We start from the raw sequence: 15,211 nt of genomic DNA on the forward strand, positions 1-15,211 counted from the left end.
TCAGGGTGCCTCGAAGCCGCTCTTGGCCAGCACGTCCTTGCCCTGCTGCGACAGCACGAGGTCCACGAACTGCCGTGCCAGGTCACCGGCGGGCGCTCTGGTCAGCGGGGCGATCGGGTAGTCGTTGATCGCCTGGTCGGCTTCGGGGAAGTCGATGCCCTTCGCCTTGCCCGCCGAGGCGATCACGTCGGTCTTGTAGACCAGCGCCGCGTCCACCTCACCCAGCTCGACCTTCGTGAGCGTGGCCTTGACGTCCTGTTCCAGGGTGACGGGAGTGACCTTGAGCCCCGCCGCGCCCAACGCCTTGATCGCGGCTGCCCCGCAGGGCACCTGCTCGGCGCACAGCGCCACCTTCACCTTCGGGTCGGCCAGATCCTTCAGCTCCTCCACCTTGCCCGGGTTGTCCGCGGGCACGGCGATCTGCAGCTTGTTACGCACGAACGTGGTCGGCGAACCGGCCAGCCCGGCGTCGGTCACCGTCTTCATGATGGCGGGGCTGGCGGCGGCGAACACGTCAGCCGGCGCCCCCTGGATGATCTGCTGGGCCAGGGTCGCGCTGGAGCCGAAGTTGAACCTCACCGTCGTGCCCGGATGAGCGGCCTCGAACGTCTTGCCGAGCTCGGTGAAGGTGCCGGTCAGCGACGCCGCCGCGAACACCGTCACCTCCTTGGCGCCCCCACCCGCGGCAGAGGACGCATCGGACGCCGACGTGCCGGCCGGCTGGCTGGATCCGCAGCCCGCCAGCCCGGCGATCATGAGCGCGACGGGAACGGCGAGGGCCCATCGGGAAAGACGCTTGGACACCAAGAGGGCTCCTTCACGGGCTGCCGGCCACGCGTTCCTGGCCGGGGATCTCGACGACGACGTTGGTGGACTTGATCACGGCGACCGCCACCACCCCCGCCTCCAGGCCGAGCTCGTCGGCAGCCTGGCGGCTCATCAGCGACACCACCCGGAACGGCCCCGCGGCGATCTCCACCTGCGCCATCACCGCATCGCGGATCACCTCGGTGACGATCCCGCGAAACCGGTTACGCGCCGAGGAACGACCGCCGTCGCCGATGACCCCGACCTGGGCGCGGGCGAACGCGGCCAGATCTGCGCCGTTCACCTGCCGGTGGCCGTGCTCGTCCCGCTCGGCCGTCAGCCGTCCCGCATCCACCCAGCGGCGTACGGTGTCGGAGCTGACCCCCAGCAGCGCGGCGGCCTCGCTGATCCGAAACGTCGTCACAAAGCCCCACCTTACCCCTCGCACATGCCAGCCTGAATACCGCTCTTCCGCTGCAACAGCGGCGCAGGCCGGGGCCCTGCTATGGCATCCACGAGGTGCGGGAAGAGCGCCCGCAAGGGTCGGCTTCGGTCACGGGAAGGCACGGCGCCACGGCGAGACCGGCCCGCCGATGACGGCTGAAGAAAGTGACGAGTCGGCCGGTAGGCCGCGTCATGTCGGCCAGAGCCGGCCGCAGGCCCTCGTCCATGGTGTTGTCGTCAGCACTGCCTCATGGCCAACGAAACGAGGCGTGCAGGATCCAGCCGTCTAGCGTTGCTTGAGGCGGAGTGCTTCTTTGCGGGCCTCGGCCTGGACGGCCCGCTCGCGCTCCAGCCACTCCGGGTTCTCCGCTTTCAGCGCATCAATCTCAGCGGTGGTGAGCGGTCCAGTGATCCCGCCTCTGATCAGGCCGGAAATGGAGACCCCGAGCTTCGCGGCGACGACCTGTTTGGGGTGCGGGCCGTTCCGGCGCAGGTCAACGAGCCAGGCGGGTGGCGCCGACTGCAACTCGTTCAGCTCGTCCCTGGAGACGACACCCGCCTGGAACTCGGCGGGAGTGGCCGAGAGGAGGACACCCAGCTTCTTGGCCGCGGTCTCGGGCTTCATCGTCTGGGTGGTCTTCGGTTTGGACGAGGTCATGGCGCCAAGCGTAGTCAGTCGGAACGGGTTCCCCTGACATCGGTACCCTGAGGAAGTGACTGATGGAGAAACCGGCAGAGTGTTTCGGCTGGCTTACGTGCCCGGGGTGACACCCGCGAAATGGGTCAACATCTGGGCCGAGAGGATGCCCGGCGTGCCGGTTACCCTGGTCCCCGTTCCCGCCGCCGAGGTGGTGAGACTCCTGCGGGACGGCGGCGCCGACGCCGGATTCGTCAGGCTGCCGATCGATCGGGACGGGCTCAGCGTGATTCCTCTCTACGTGGAGACCACGGTGGTCGTGGTGCCCAAGGACCACGCGGTGGCCGCCGCCGACGAGGTGGACATCGCCGACTTGACCGACGACACGGTGTTCCGTCCTCTGGACGACACCATCGAGTGGACGGTCCGGCCCGGGCTTCCCGCGTTCACCCGCCCGGCCACAACGGCGGAGGCCGTCGAGCTGGTAGCGGCCGGCACCGGGCTTCTCCTGGTTCCGCAGTCGCTGGCGCGCCTCCACCACCGCAGGGATCTCACTTACCGGCCGGTGCGGGACGCGCCGCAGTCTCAGGTCGCGCTGACCTGGCCCACGGACGCAACCACTGACCTGGTGGAAGATTTCATCGGCATCGTCCGCGGCCGGACAGTGAACAGCTCGCGGGGCCGTACCCCCGCCTCCCCCGCGGAGAAACCGGCACAGCGACAGGCACAAAAGCCCGCACAGAATCGCTCCGGCCGCCGGGCCGTGCCGGCCGGCCGCAAAAGGAAGGGCCACCGGCCTCGGTGACCTGCAGCCCGAACTCAGCCGGCACCTGAACCGGATAACTCCTGGCCAGAGAGTTGAAGGGTGACGAGTCGGCCTGTAGGCCTCGTCCTGTTCAAGGCGATTCGCTGACCTTGGGCTGATCCTTGATCTCGGCTCTGAGCTGCAGAAGTGCTTCTCAGCAGTTGCCAGTAGCTTTCGGCATCTTCCGCGCTGTGGCGGAACAGAGACGGAACAAGTCCTCCAACGAGAGGGTGATCACCTAGAGTCCAGGGATCTTAGGGCGGTCAGGCCGGTCAGGCGAGTCCTGATCCGTTCACACTTGTGCACCCTGCGTGGCTCACGGACTGGCTCCCGTTCGGGATGCCAGCCAATCGCGGGTGGTGAGGCGCAACGCATGGTGACCACCCATCCTGGTCGCCTCTCAGTGCTGGGTGGAGGTCTGATTCGCGTCACGCCGGTAGGTGTAGAGGATGAGCCCCTTGTGGAACTTGCCCACCTTGTCGTACAGCGCGCGAGCCGGGGCGTCTTCCAACGTGTTCCAGTAGAGGCCTGGGAAGCCGTGCTCCTTGGCGTCCCGCGCCACCCACTCGATCACTGCCGTCGCGATACCCCGCCGCCGGACTTCCGGGTCCACGAACAAGTCCGCTAGATAGCATCTCCCGGAGTACCAAACACTGGCGTGGAACAGGTAGTGCGCGATGCCGACCATTTTGCCGTCCAGCCGGGCGGCGATCCCGCGTATCTGTTCGTCGTCGAGTAGGCGTCGCCAGGTCCGTTCGTAGTCGTCGTCGCTGCGTTCGACCTCGAAGTATGCGTCTTTACCACGGGCCAGCAATTCCCAGCAGGCGCGGTCGGATTCAGACAGGAAGTTGATCTCCAACATGGCGCCCATCCTGCCGTACGGTCAGGTCTGCGTTGGGCGCGCATCAGGAAGCCGGTCGCGCATATCAATAAATGTCACCAGAGCTTGCCTGCCGCAACGTCTGCCGTCGTCCCACCCGCAGGGATAGCGGGCCAGCCCCCGGGCCGCCCCGACCGCGCACCCGATGCCAGAGTCGTGATGGAGCATGGGCCGTCCTGCGGCTGGTCTGCTAGGGCTCGTCCTGGGGCGACGACAGGCGGGCAGGCTTCCACCGCAACCACTCCACCACCGCATCGCTCAGCGAAATCTGAGGCACTTCTACGCCTCCGGGCTGATCAAGGCCAACCTCAACCCAAAGGTGATCCAAACTCGTCTCGGTCACGCCACCATCGCGGAGACAATGGACACCTACGGTCACCTTTTTCCGGACCAAGGCGATCTCGGACGCGGAGCGATTGACGCGCATCTACTTCCCAAGATCACGGAACAGGGACGGAACAGGAGATCTTAAAGGGCGCTCCGCCCCTGGTCAAAGGGGCGGAGAGTGACGAGTCGGCCTGTAGGCCGGGTTCTGTCCTTCGTGTGAAGGGGCGACCATCCATCTAGGACCGCCGTTGCCGGCGGCCTCAAGCGGTCTACCCGCGCGGCTCGGGCGGGCCGCCCTCGAACGTCGCGCGCGGAACGCTCCGGAGAGCGTCCCTTCTTGACCTTGCTCCGGGTGGGGTTTACCTAGCCGCCCACGTCACCGTGGGCGCTGGTGGTCTCTTACACCACCCTTTCACCCTTACCTCCCGTGAACCGGGAGGCGGTCTGCTTTCTGTGGCACTGTCCCGCGGGTCACCCCGGGTCGGCGTTACCGACCACCCTGCCCTGTGGAGCCCGGACCTTCCTCGGCGAGCCCTCGCGGGCTCGACGCGGTCGCCCGGCCGACTCGTCTGCAAAACCCTATCAAGTCTCAAGCTATTCCCAACCCAGCCGCAAGATCGACCCGCTGGAATGGGCACGTCATCGCCTGAGGGGGGCGATGCGCCGGCGGCCGTGCCGGGTGTCCTGGCGGAACCCGGCACGGCCCCGACTTCTCAGCGCAGGTGCGAGGTGTCGTTGAAGGACTTCACCACGGCCGGGCCGTCCGCGTAGTACTCGATCAGCGACAGGCACGCCAGGTCGAGGTGCATCCGGTAGAGCGACTCCAGCGGGGCCATGAGGGCGAGCCTCAGGAGCATCTTGATGGGGGTCACGTGCGAGACCGCCAGCACGGTCTTGCCCGCGTACTGCTCCACCAGCCGCTCCCCCGCCGCCTCGACGCGACGCGCGGTCGTGGCGAAGCTCTCGCCGCCGGGCGGGGCGGCGGCGGGGTCGGCGAGCCAGGCTGCGAGCTCGGCCGGCCAGCGGCGTTGTACCTCGGTGAACGTGTGGCCCTCCCAGGCGCCGAAGTCGGCCTCCCTGAGGTCGTCGGCCACCTCGACGTCGAGGCCGGTCCGCTCGGCGACGACGGCCGCGGTCTGGCGGGCGCGCTTGAGCGGGGAGGTGATGATCACATCCGGCCGGTACGGCTCCCGCGACAGCCGATCGGCGGCGGCCGACGCCTGGGCAAGGCCGTTGGGGGTGAGCTCGGGGTCGCCCAGGCCGGAGAACCGGCGTTCCAGGGACAGCTCCGTCTCACCGTGCCTGAGCAGGAGCAGCGAGGTGGCCACGCGGGTGGGTGGGGCCCAGCCGGTGCCGGTGGCCGCGCCGGTGCGTTTGACGCGCTGCTGGGCTGCGGCGATGGATGCGGCTGGTGCGGATATTCCGGAAATGTCGCCGGCGTCGAGGAGGTCCGTCTGGCGGGTCACCTGGGTGCGTGCCCGTTCCGGTGCGCGCGCCCCGCTCCCGAGGTCCGCGGCTCCGGCCGGGCCGCCCATCAGGTCGGCGGTGCCGCCGGCTGCCTCCGTGGTGCCGCCCGCCTTCCAGGTCAGGCCTTTGGCGGCGGCGTCCATCGCCTCATTGGCCAGGCGGTCGGCGTGCTTGTTGCGTTCGCGCGGGATCCAGGTCCACTCCGTCACCCGCAGCCGCCGGGCCAGCGCCGCCGCCTCCAGCGCGAGCGGGCGCAGCCCTTCGTTCTTGATTTTCCAGCGGCCCGCCATCTGCTCGATGACCAGCTTCGAGTCCATGCGCACGGCCACCGGGACGCCCTCGCCGCCGAGCCGGAGCACAGCCTGGAGGCCGGCGATCAGCCCGCGGTATTCGGCGACGTTGTTGGTGGTGACGCCGATCGCCTCCGCCGCCTCCGCCAGCACCTGACCGTCCGCGGCGTCCGTGACCACCGCGCCGTAGCCGGCCGGCCCGGGGTTGCCGCGCGAGCCGCCGTCCGCCTCGATGACGTACTGAGTCACAGCCCGGACTCTGCCGTGCGTACGAGGATGCGGCGGCACTCGTCGCAGCGGAGCACCTCGTCGTGAGGGGCGGCCTTGATGCGATTCATCTCGGCGATGGACAGGGCCACCTTGCAGCCCTGGCACCGGCCGCCGCGCAGCATGGCGGCGCCCACGCCGTATTGGGCCCTGAGCTTCTCGTAAAGCGCCAGCAGGTCGGCAGGGATCTCGCCGACGACGGCGGAGCGTCGGCCCTGGACCTCGGCCGCCTCCTTGTCGATCTCGTTGAGCGCGGCGTCACGCCGGCCCTCCGCGGCGGACACGACAGCGGCCACCTCGTCACGCTGCGCCACCAGGTCGGTCACCTTGGTGTCCGCGGCCTCCCGGCGTTCCATGATCTCCAGGACGATCTCTTCCAGATCGCCCTGGCGCTTCTGCAGCGAGGCGATCTCGGACTGCAGGCTCGCCAGGTCGCGCGGCGAGGTCACGGCGCCGGAGTCGAGGCGCTTTTGGTCACGGTCGGCGCGTGTGCGCACCGCGTCCACGTCGCTCTCCGCCTTGGCCTGCTCGCGGGCCAGGTCGCTGGCCTCGGTCTGGGCCTCGATGACCTGCGTGGCCAGCCTGGCGTACTGCTTCGACCGCTCGTCGATCTCGGCCAGCTCGGGAAGGGTGCGGCGGCGGTGGGCCAGCCGATCAATCACGGAGTCCAGCTCTGCCAGGTCGAGCAGTCTCTTCTGGGCTTCAGGGGCTGCTTTCATGATCAATATCCTCTTGTCCAAGCATCGGTGACCGTGGCGGAGACACGCGTTTCAACGGTAACGCCACTGGCGTGCAGGATGGACGCCGCGCTGTCCAGCCATGGCCACTCGGTGGCCCAGTGCGCGGCGTCGATCAGTGCCGGGCCGTCTGCCTCGATGAACTCGCTCGACGGGTGATGGCGCAGGTCGGCCGTGAGGAAGACGTCCACTCCGGCGGCCGCCGCCGTGCCGAGGAGCGAGTCGCCCGCCCCGCCGCTGACCGCCACGCGGCGTACCGGCCGGGACAGGTCGCCTGCCACGCGGATCCCCCACGAGGTCCGCGGCAGCCCTTGGGCGGCCTGGGCCGCGAACTCGCCCAGCGTCGACGGCTCCGGCAACTCCCCGATGCGGCCCAGGCCACGCCACGGGTCGTCGGCGAAGGGCTGGAGCGGCACCAGGTCGCCGGTCAGGCCGACGGCTCTGGCCAGCGCGTCCGACACGCCGGGATTGGCGACGTCGGCGTTGGTGTGGGCGGTGTAGAGGGCGACGTCGTTCTTGATCAGGCTGTGGACGAGCCGCCCCTTGGGGGTGGTCGCGGCCACGCTGGTGGTGCCGCGCAGGTAGAGAGGGTGGTGGGTGACGACCAGGTCGGCGCCCCACTCCAGGGCCTCATCGGCCACGGCCGCGACCGGGTCGACGGCGAACAACACCCGCCGCACCTTCTGGGCGGGGTCTCCACAGACCAGGCCGACCGCGTCCCACGACTCGGCCTGGGCGGGCGGGTAGGCCGCCTCGAGCACCTCGATCACGTCCGTCAACGTCACAGCAGCCACCTGCGAAGACTATCGGCACGCGGGAGGGGTTCGCGGGGCTCTGGAAGGGGTGTCGCCGGTACGGGGGTTCGGCGTACTGTAAGTGGATCCTGACACGCGGAGGGCGGCATGGCACCAAACGTCGCGATCGTTGGAGCGGGGTTCGGCGGTCTGTGCATGGCGATTCAGCTCGAAAGGGCGGGGATCCGCTCGTACACCGTGTTCGAGAAGGCGCAGGACCTCGGCGGCACGTGGCGGGACAACAGCTATCCCGGGGCGGGCTGCGACATTCCCTCGCACTTGTACTCCTACTCCTTCGAGAAGTACGCGAGCTGGACCCGCCGTTACCCAGAACAGCCAGAAATCCTCGGATATCTAGAGCATTGCGCCGATAAATACGACATCAGGCGGAAAATCCGCTTCGGTACGGAGGTGCGCCGAGCCGTCTTCCACGACTCCCAATGGCGGCTCACCACCGCCCCAGACGCCGGCGACGAGCGTACGGAGACGTTCGACGTGATGGTCCTGGGAGTCGGGCAGCTCAACCGGCCCCGCCTCCCGGACATCCCGGGATTGTCGGATTTCACGGGTGTCTCCTTCCACTCCGCCCGCTGGAACCACGACCACGACCTCACCGGCAGGCGCGTCGCGGTGATCGGGAACGGATCGTCGGCAGCCCAGTTCGTCCCGCGCATCGCCGAGCAGGTCGAGCGGCTGCACGTCTTCCAGCGCACCCCCAACTGGGTGATCCCCAAGCCGGACGCCACGTTCGGACCGCTCCCGAGGCTCGCGTTCCGCTTCGTCCCCGGCCTCCAGCGGGCCTACCGCGAGTGGATCTACCGGTACGCCGAGGCCACCCTCTACCCCGCGCTCGCCCAGGGCTGGAGCGCCGGGCTGCTGAAGAAGCGGGCCCTGCGGCACCTGCGCGACCAGGTTCCCGACCCGGACCTGCGGGCCAAGCTCACGCCCGACTACCCGCCGGGCTGCAAGCGGGTCGTCATCGACAGCACCTTCTATCCGGCACTGGTCAGGGACAACGTCGAGGTGGTCACCGACAAGATCGTCCGGATCAGGCCGGACGGCGTCGAGACCACCGAGGGCCTGCGCGAGGCCGACACGATCGTGTACGCGACCGGCTTCCTGAGCACCGACTTCCTGGCCCCGATGGAGATCGTCGGCCGCGGCGGCCGGTCGCTGCGGGAGCAGTGGGCCGGCAGGGCGGAGGCATACCTGGGCATCTCCGTGCCGAACTTCCCGAACATGTTCCTGCTGTACGGCCCGAACACGAATCTCGGCCACAACTCCATCGTCTTCATGATCGAATGCCAGGTGAACCACGTCATGTCGTGCCTGCCGCACCTCACGGCACACGGCCCCATCGAGGTGCGGCCCGCGGCCATGGCGGCGTGGAGCAGGCAACTCGACGCGGCGATGGATCGGATGGTGTGGGGCGGAGGCTGCCAGAGCTGGTACAAGACGCCGGAGGGCCGCATCACGAACAACTGGCCCGGCCCGACGACGCTCTACCGCAGGCTGACGGCCAAGCCGCCGCTGCCCGCCTACCAGCCGGTCGCCGATCAAGCGGTGCGCGACGCCGGGCTATGAGCAGGGCGAGCGCCCGCGATAACGTCCAATCATGACGCTTGCCCTGCACCAGCGTGCCGTCGTGGCCGACACGCACAACGATCTGCTGATGGCCGTCTCCGCCCGGCCGCCGCAGCAGTGGGCCTCGTTCTTCCGCGAGCGATGGTTGCCCCAGCTCCTCAAGGGCGGGGTCGATCTGCAGGTGCTGCCGGTCTTCATCGACGACCAATATCGGCCGGAGGGCGCGCTGCGGCAGACGCTGCGGATGATCGAGTGCGCGCACGTGCTCGCCGAGGCCAACGCCGACCACGTCCGCATCTGCCTCGACGCCGACGGCATCGACAGGACGCTCGCCGACGGCAAGATCGCCCTGCTGCTGGCGCTGGAGAGCATGCCGGGCCTGGACGCGAACGTCGAGCTGATCTCGACCATGCACCGCCTCGGCGTGCGGGTGGCCTCCATCGCGCACTTCGGCCGCACGCCGCTGGCCGACGGCAGCGGCGAGGACGCCACGGGAAGCGGCCTGACCTCGCACGGCGTCGCCGCGCTGGCGGAGATGGAGCGGCTCGGCATGGTCTTCGACGTCTCCCACCTGGGCGCCTCCGGTGTGGCACACGTGCTGGAGCTGGCCACCAAGCCCGTGATGGCCACCCACTCCTCCGCACGCGCCCTGCGCGACCACCACCGCAACCTCACGGACGAGCAGTTGCGCGGGGTGGCCGCCACCGGAGGCGTGGTCTGCGTCAACTTCTTCGCCCCCTTCCTGGCCGAGCGCGAGGAGGACATGACCCTCGACCGCCTGCTCGACCACATCGAGCACATCGCCGAGGTCGCCGGCATCGACCACGTGGGCCTCGGCCCGGACTTCATCCGCGAGGTCATGGAGGACCTGACGCCGCCGTGCTGCGAGGACGTGTTCTCACGGGGCGTGAACCCGAAGTCCGCGGTGCCAGGCCTGGAGGGCCCGGCCGGCCTGCCCATGGTCACCGAGGGCCTGCTCGCCCGCGGCCTGCCGGAGAAGGACGTCATGAAGATCATCGGGGAGAACGTGCACCGGTTCTTCGGCGAGCTGCTGGCCTGATCGGCGGCGCAAACCTCCGACCAGGCCAGGACGCGAACGCGGCTAGACGAGCGGGCTCAGGGCCCTGTCCATCGCGCAGGTGTTGGAGAACTCCTGGTGGTACGCGACCGGCCGGCCGTGCCAGACCCCGCGCACCTTGACCTGGACCGGTTGATAGACCATCGGGCAGGCGCCGGGATTGACGTCCAGGCGCTCGATGTGCCCGTCGACTGCGCGCAGCGCGTCGCACACCGCGGCCGGACGCGGGTGGCCACCCTTGTCCGGGTCGCACATGAGCCGCATCGCGTACGCGCCGCCACCGCCGTCGGGAGTGACGGAGATGTGCAGTCTCGCGGCCGCGACGGCGGCGCCGGCGGGATGTGTGCCGGACGGTGCGGACAGGAACGCGGCGACGCAGATCCCGAGCGCGGCCGTCCTGCGGGCGGCGGTGAGCCCGAAGTTCATGGAAACCCCCCTGCTTTACGGGTGTCCCGACGTGGGACGACACACCCATGGATACTACAGACAGTGATGGGATCATGACTGAAGGTGGGTGGCCGTTTCATCGCGGCGGCACGGCCACAATGGGGGGCATGACCAGGCAGAGCAGCGAGGAAGCGGCGGCGAAGGCCGGCGTGGTGATCAGGGAGTTGCACGAGATCGACGAGTTCCGTGCGGTCTACCGGCTCTTCGATCACATATGGCACCCCGATCCGCACAATGCGCCCGTCTCCGTGGAGTTGATGATCGGGTTCGCGCACACCGGCAACTACGTGGCCGGCGCCTTCGACGGGAGCACGCTCGTCGGCGCGTCCGTCGGGTTCCTGGCCGCCGGCCGGACGTTGCACTCGCACGTGACCGGCGCCGCCCAGACCGCCCGGGGCATCGGGTACGCGCTGAAGCTGCACCAACGGGACTGGTGCCGGGAGCGCGGGCTGAAGCGGATCACGTGGACGTTCGATCCGCTCGTACGGAGGAACGCCCGGTTCAACCTCGTCAAGCTGGGCGCGATGCCGGAGGCGTACCTGGAGGACTTCTACGGGGCGATGGCGGATGCGATCAACGAGGGGGACGTGTCCGACCGGCTGCTCGCGGTGTGGCAGGTGACGCCGGAGGATCATGGTCCGGATGAGGCGCCCGTGGAGGCGTTGCCCGTCCTGCTGGCCTCCGAGGGCGAGCGGCCCGTCATCAGAGGGGTGCACGGCGACAGGTTGCTGGTGGGGACACCGCGAGACATCGAGGCGTTGCGGCGGACGGATCCGGCGGCCGCGAAGGAGTGGCGGACGGCGGTGCGGACCACGCTCGGCGGCCTCATGAGCGGCGGTGCACGGGTGGTGGGATTCACCGGCCGCGGAGAATACGTGATAGCGGTTAACTAGCTATTCCACGAGCGTTTCGGGTCTCTGTAATGTGACGGATAGGTAAGTCGAACAAGGAGATCCGCATGGCGGAGTTCACCCCCACCGTTCCTGCGCGCGTCCTGCCCCCCGTCACCATCCGTGACCTGCCCGACCCACCCTCCTCCAAGTGGCGCATCATCGGCCCCGGCCTGGTGGGCGCCGGGGTCGGGCTGGCGTCGGGAGAGTTCATCCTCTGGCCGTACATCGCCTCACAAGTCGGGCTCATCTTCATCTGGGGAGCCGCGATCGGAATCCTCACGCAGTGGTTCCTCAACATGGAGATCGAGCGCTACACGCTGGCCACCGGCGAGACCGCGCTCACCGGTTTCAGCCGGATGTGGCGGCACTGGGGACTCGTCTTCGTGCTGATGACGCTCGGTTCCAACCTGTGGCCGGGCTGGGTGACCAGCTCGGCGACCATGGTGAGTTATCTGACCGGCACGGGTGCGGACAGCGTGCGGTGGATCGCCATCGGCATGCTGATCGTGATCGCGCTCGGTCTGACGCTGGCACCAGTGATTTACACCGCGCTGGAACGTGTGATCTTCGTGAAGATCGCGCTGGTGGCGACGCTGATCCTGGTCGCCATCGCGGTCGCGATCACGGCCGAGAGCTGGGTCGAGCTCGGCAAGGGGCTCACCGTCGGTGCCGGGTTCCCGGTGCCGCCGCTGGACTTCGCGCTCCTGATGGGCGCCATCGCCTACGCCGGCGCGGGCGGCGGCCAGAACCTGTGCCAGAGCAACTGGATCCGCGACAAGGGCTTCGGCATGGGTGCGTACGTCCCGCGCCTGGTCAGCCCGGTGACCGGGCACGAGGAGGCGGCCGCGTCGACCGGCTTCCAGTTCGCGCCCACCAAGGAGAACCTGGCGCGCTGGCGGCAGTGGTGGCGCTTCGCGAACGTCGAGCAGGCATGGACGTTCGCGATGGTGTCGTTCGTGACGATCGCGCTCATGTCGATGCTGGCGTACTCCACCGTCTTCGGCAAGGAAGGGCTCGCCAACAGCATCACCTTCCTGAAGGCCGAGGGAGAGGCGCTGCAGAGCCTCGTCGGCCCCTGGTTCGGGGTGCTGTTCTGGCTGATCGGGGCGCTGGCACTGTTCGCCTCGGCCATGGGCATCGTCGACTACACCTCGCGGCTGGCCTCCGACACGATCAAGACGGTCTACCTGCGCGACAAGCCCATGTCGGTGAACAAGATCTACTTCTACACCGTCTGGGCGATGGTGCTGGTCGGGATCGGGATCCTGCTGCTGGGCTTCGACCAGCCGCTGCTCCTGCTGGTGTTCTCGGCGAGCTTCGCGGCCGTGATGATGTTCGTGTACTCGATCCTGCTGATCCGCCTGAACCGGAAGGCGCTGCCCGAGGCCATCAGGGTGCGCTCGTTCCGGCTGGGGGCGCTGATCTGGTCGGTGGCCTTCTTCGGCACGCTGACCGTGATCGTCGTCATTCAGCAGGCACAGAAGCTGCTCGGCGGGTCATGACGATCCTCTGAGGCCGCGGCGTAGGGTCGGACAGGTGATCAACGGAGTGCACCTGATCCTTTACAGCCGCGACGCGGACGCCGACCGGGCGTTCCTCCGTGACGTCCTCGGCTGTCCGAACGTCGACGCGGGCGGTGGCTGGCTGATCTTCAAGTTGCCGCCCGCTGAGGTCGCCGTGCATCCCACGGAGGCGACCGAGACGCACCAGCTCTACCTGATGTGCGACGACCTGGAGCGCGCACGATGGCCGAGCTTCGGGCCAAGGGCGTGGAGTTCGCCGACCCGGTCAGCGACCAGGGATGGGGACTCCTCACGGCGATCATGTTGCCCGGCGGCGGACGCCTCGGGCTGTACGAGCCGCGCCACGCGACGGCGTACGATCTCGGCTGACTTGACCTCAACTTTGGTTGAGGAAGCACACTCGGCCTCATGAGAGTTGTCGAGGTGACGCAGTTCGGCGGGCCGGAGACCCTCCAGGTCCGCGAGGCGCCGGAGCCGGTCGCCGGGCCCGGGCAGGTCCTGATCGGTGTGTCGGCGGTGGACGTCATGTCCATCGACGCGCAGGTACGCAGCGGCTGGGGGCGTGAGTGGTTCGCCCATGAGCCGCCGTTCGTGCCGGGCACCGGCGTGGCCGGCCGCGTGCTGTCGGTGGGCGACGGGGTCGACGCCGGATGGGCAGGACGGCGGGTGGCCGCGCTGGTGCCCGGCGGCGGCTACGCCGAGCAGGTCGCCGCCGACACGGCGACCGTCGTCGCGGTGCCCGACGGGCTCCCCTCGTGGCGGGCGGCGGCGCTCGTGCAGGTGGGGCCCGCCGCGCTGAGCCTGATCGGGGCGGCCCAGCTGAAGCCCGGAGCGCGGGTGCTGGTCACCGGGGCCGGCGGGGCGCTGGGCCTGGTGCTCGTGCGGCTGGCGGCCGCCGCAGGGGCCCGGGTCACCGCCGCCGCGCACGGCGCGGCCAAGCGGGCCGCCGCACGCGACGCGGGCGCGGACGAGGTGATCGACTATGCGGATCTGCCTGATCGCGGGTTCGACGTGGTCTTCGACGGTGTCGGCGGGGACGTCGGCGCAGCCGCGTTCCGGCTCGTCGGACCGGGTGGCAGGTTCTTCGCCTACGGGGTGCCGAGCGGTTCGACCGCGGCGGTGGATCCGGCCGAGGCGGACCGGCGGGGCGTGCGCCTGGTCGGCATGGAGCAGGTCCAGCTCGCGCCGGACACGTTCCGGCGCCTGGCCGAGCGGACCATGGCGGAGGCGGCCGCCGGCCGGATCGGCACCGTCGTCGGGCTGGCCGTGCCGCTGGAGCGCGCCCGCGAGGCGCACGCCGCCCTGGCGGCTCGCGAGCTGGTGGGCAAGGCGATCCTGCTGGTCACCGCGCAGGCCGTGCGGTACCGGGCGCACGGCGGCCCCGAGGTGCTGGCGTTGGAGGAGATCCCGATGCCGCAGCCCGGCCCGGGCCAGGTGCGGGTGGCGGTCAAGGCGGCCGGCGTGAACGCCCTCGACTGGAAGATCCGCAAGGGTCTCCTGGGCACCCCGATCGACGGCCCGCAGAGCACCGGGATCGAGCTGGCGGGCACGATCGACGCGCTCGGTCCTGGCGTCGAGGGCCGGCGGCTGGGCCTGCCGGTGTACGGCCAGGTCCCGTCGGGGGCGGCGGCCACGCACGCGATCGCCGATGCGGACGCGCTGAGCGCCAAGCCGGACGACCTGTCGTACGAGGAGGCCGCCGCGCTCCCGGTCGCGGTCGAGACCGCCCACCGCACGCTGGACGCGCTCGGCGTGCGGAGCGGCCACACGCTGCTGATCCACGCGGTCGCGGGCGGCGTCGGCCTGGCCGCCGCGCAGCTGGCCCGCGCGCGAGGGGCCAAGGTCGTCGGCACGGCGAGCGAACGCCACCATGACTTCCTGCGCGGCCTCGGGGTCCACCCGGTCGTCTATGGCGAAGGGCTGAAGGAACGCCTCCCCGGGCCGATCGACCGGGTGCTGGACGCCTCCGGCAGGGGCGAGCTGGAGCTGTCCGTCGAGCTCACCGGCGACCCCGGCAAGGTGATCACGATCGCGGACCCGGTCGGCGCGGGCACGCTGGGCGTGCGGTTCTCCACAGGAGGAACCACCCGTCCCGCCGCGGACGGCGTGCGGGTGCCGGTCGCGGAGGTGGTCCCGCTGGAGCGGGCCGCCGACGCGCATCGCCGCAGCGAGGACGGCCACTTCCTGGGCAAGATCGTCCTCACCGCGGAAGCATTCTTGCCGCATTGACC

General features: G+C 69.6%; 15 protein-coding genes and 1 other RNA gene. 7 read left to right on the forward strand and 9 right to left on the reverse strand.

Annotation, left to right across the window (positions count from 1 at the left end; all coding sequences use genetic code 11):
• From modA to EDD27_RS28935, 3 genes are all read right to left on the reverse strand, one after another.
• Positions 1–807 carry a molybdate ABC transporter substrate-binding protein gene (gene modA / locus EDD27_RS28925; protein ID WP_241564312.1) on the reverse strand — a complete coding sequence of 269 codons (807 nt, stop codon included), beginning with the start codon at positions 805–807 and terminating at the stop codon, positions 1–3.
• 10 nt (positions 808–817) lie between these two features.
• Entirely contained in the window at positions 818–1,231 is a 414-nt protein-coding gene (locus tag EDD27_RS28930) for a TOBE domain-containing protein (RefSeq protein WP_127935187.1), read from the reverse strand.
• 306 nt (positions 1,232–1,537) lie between these two features.
• Positions 1,538–1,909, reverse strand: a complete 372-nt coding sequence (locus EDD27_RS28935; protein WP_127935188.1) for a DUF5997 family protein — start codon at positions 1,907–1,909, stop codon at positions 1,538–1,540.
• 55 nt (positions 1,910–1,964) lie between these two features.
• On the opposite strand from EDD27_RS28935, the gene EDD27_RS28940 reads away from it, so the two are divergent.
• Positions 1,965–2,693 carry a LysR family substrate-binding domain-containing protein gene (locus EDD27_RS28940; protein ID WP_127935189.1) on the forward strand — a complete coding sequence of 243 codons (729 nt, stop codon included), beginning with the start codon at positions 1,965–1,967 and terminating at the stop codon, positions 2,691–2,693.
• A 400-nt stretch (positions 2,694–3,093) separates the two neighbouring features.
• Here the strand turns inward: EDD27_RS28940 and EDD27_RS28945 are convergent, their stop codons facing one another.
• From EDD27_RS28945 to EDD27_RS28970, 5 genes are all read right to left on the reverse strand, one after another.
• On the reverse strand, positions 3,094–3,555 hold the full coding sequence (locus tag EDD27_RS28945; protein WP_241564313.1) for a GNAT family N-acetyltransferase: 462 nt from the start codon (positions 3,553–3,555) through the stop codon (positions 3,094–3,096).
• Positions 3,556–4,078: 523 nt separating this feature from the next.
• Positions 4,079–4,468: RNase P RNA component class A (rnpB, locus tag EDD27_RS28955), an RNA gene on the reverse strand.
• Between the two features lie 145 nt (positions 4,469–4,613).
• The gene (locus tag EDD27_RS28960; RefSeq protein WP_127935192.1) at positions 4,614–5,906 is read right to left on the reverse strand and encodes a bifunctional RNase H/acid phosphatase; all 1,293 of its coding nucleotides are present in this window, start codon (positions 5,904–5,906) and stop codon (positions 4,614–4,616) included.
• Complete coding sequence (locus EDD27_RS28965; RefSeq protein ID WP_127935193.1) at positions 5,903–6,643, reverse strand: zinc ribbon domain-containing protein; 741 nt, start codon at positions 6,641–6,643, stop codon at positions 5,903–5,905. The genes EDD27_RS28960 and EDD27_RS28965 overlap by 4 nt, the downstream gene beginning before the upstream one ends.
• Before the next feature lie 2 nt (positions 6,644–6,645).
• The gene (locus tag EDD27_RS28970; protein ID WP_127935194.1) at positions 6,646–7,446 is read right to left on the reverse strand and encodes a Nif3-like dinuclear metal center hexameric protein; all 801 of its coding nucleotides are present in this window, start codon (positions 7,444–7,446) and stop codon (positions 6,646–6,648) included.
• Positions 7,447–7,563: 117 nt separating this feature from the next.
• Here EDD27_RS28970 and EDD27_RS28975 point away from each other — a divergent pair, with 117 nt between their 5' ends.
• Both EDD27_RS28975 and EDD27_RS28980 read left to right on the forward strand, forming a co-directional pair.
• Entirely contained in the window at positions 7,564–9,039 is a 1,476-nt protein-coding gene (locus EDD27_RS28975; RefSeq protein WP_127935195.1) for a flavin-containing monooxygenase, read from the forward strand.
• A 31-nt stretch (positions 9,040–9,070) separates the two neighbouring features.
• Positions 9,071–10,099, forward strand: coding sequence for a dipeptidase (locus tag EDD27_RS28980; protein ID WP_127935196.1), 1,029 nt, complete (start codon positions 9,071–9,073; stop codon positions 10,097–10,099).
• A gap of 42 nt (positions 10,100–10,141) precedes the next feature.
• Here the strand turns inward: EDD27_RS28980 and EDD27_RS28985 are convergent, their stop codons facing one another.
• Positions 10,142–10,543 (reverse strand): SSI family serine proteinase inhibitor, encoded by a 402-nt coding sequence (locus tag EDD27_RS28985; RefSeq protein ID WP_127935197.1) that lies wholly within the window; start codon positions 10,541–10,543, stop codon positions 10,142–10,144.
• 128 nt (positions 10,544–10,671) lie between these two features.
• Between EDD27_RS28985 and EDD27_RS28990 the strand changes: the two genes are divergently transcribed.
• The 4 genes from EDD27_RS28990 (at position 10,672) to EDD27_RS29005 (ending at position 15,209) form a co-directional block, all read left to right on the forward strand.
• A complete protein-coding gene (locus tag EDD27_RS28990) occupies positions 10,672–11,457 on the forward strand; it encodes a GNAT family N-acetyltransferase (protein ID WP_127935198.1) in 786 nt (261 codons plus the stop codon).
• A 65-nt stretch (positions 11,458–11,522) separates the two neighbouring features.
• Positions 11,523–12,959, forward strand: coding sequence for an Nramp family divalent metal transporter (locus tag EDD27_RS28995; protein ID WP_127935199.1), 1,437 nt, complete (start codon positions 11,523–11,525; stop codon positions 12,957–12,959).
• Positions 12,960–13,202: 243 nt separating this feature from the next.
• Positions 13,203–13,349, forward strand: a complete 147-nt coding sequence (locus EDD27_RS55815; protein WP_206641698.1) for a hypothetical protein — start codon at positions 13,203–13,205, stop codon at positions 13,347–13,349.
• Positions 13,350–13,388: 39 nt separating this feature from the next.
• Entirely contained in the window at positions 13,389–15,209 is a 1,821-nt protein-coding gene (locus EDD27_RS29005) for a zinc-binding dehydrogenase (RefSeq protein ID WP_127935200.1), read from the forward strand.
• Positions 15,210–15,211 lie beyond the last annotated feature (2 nt).

The organism is Nonomuraea polychroma, from assembly GCF_004011505.1.
GTDB lineage: Bacteria > Actinomycetota > Actinomycetes > Streptosporangiales > Streptosporangiaceae > Nonomuraea > Nonomuraea polychroma.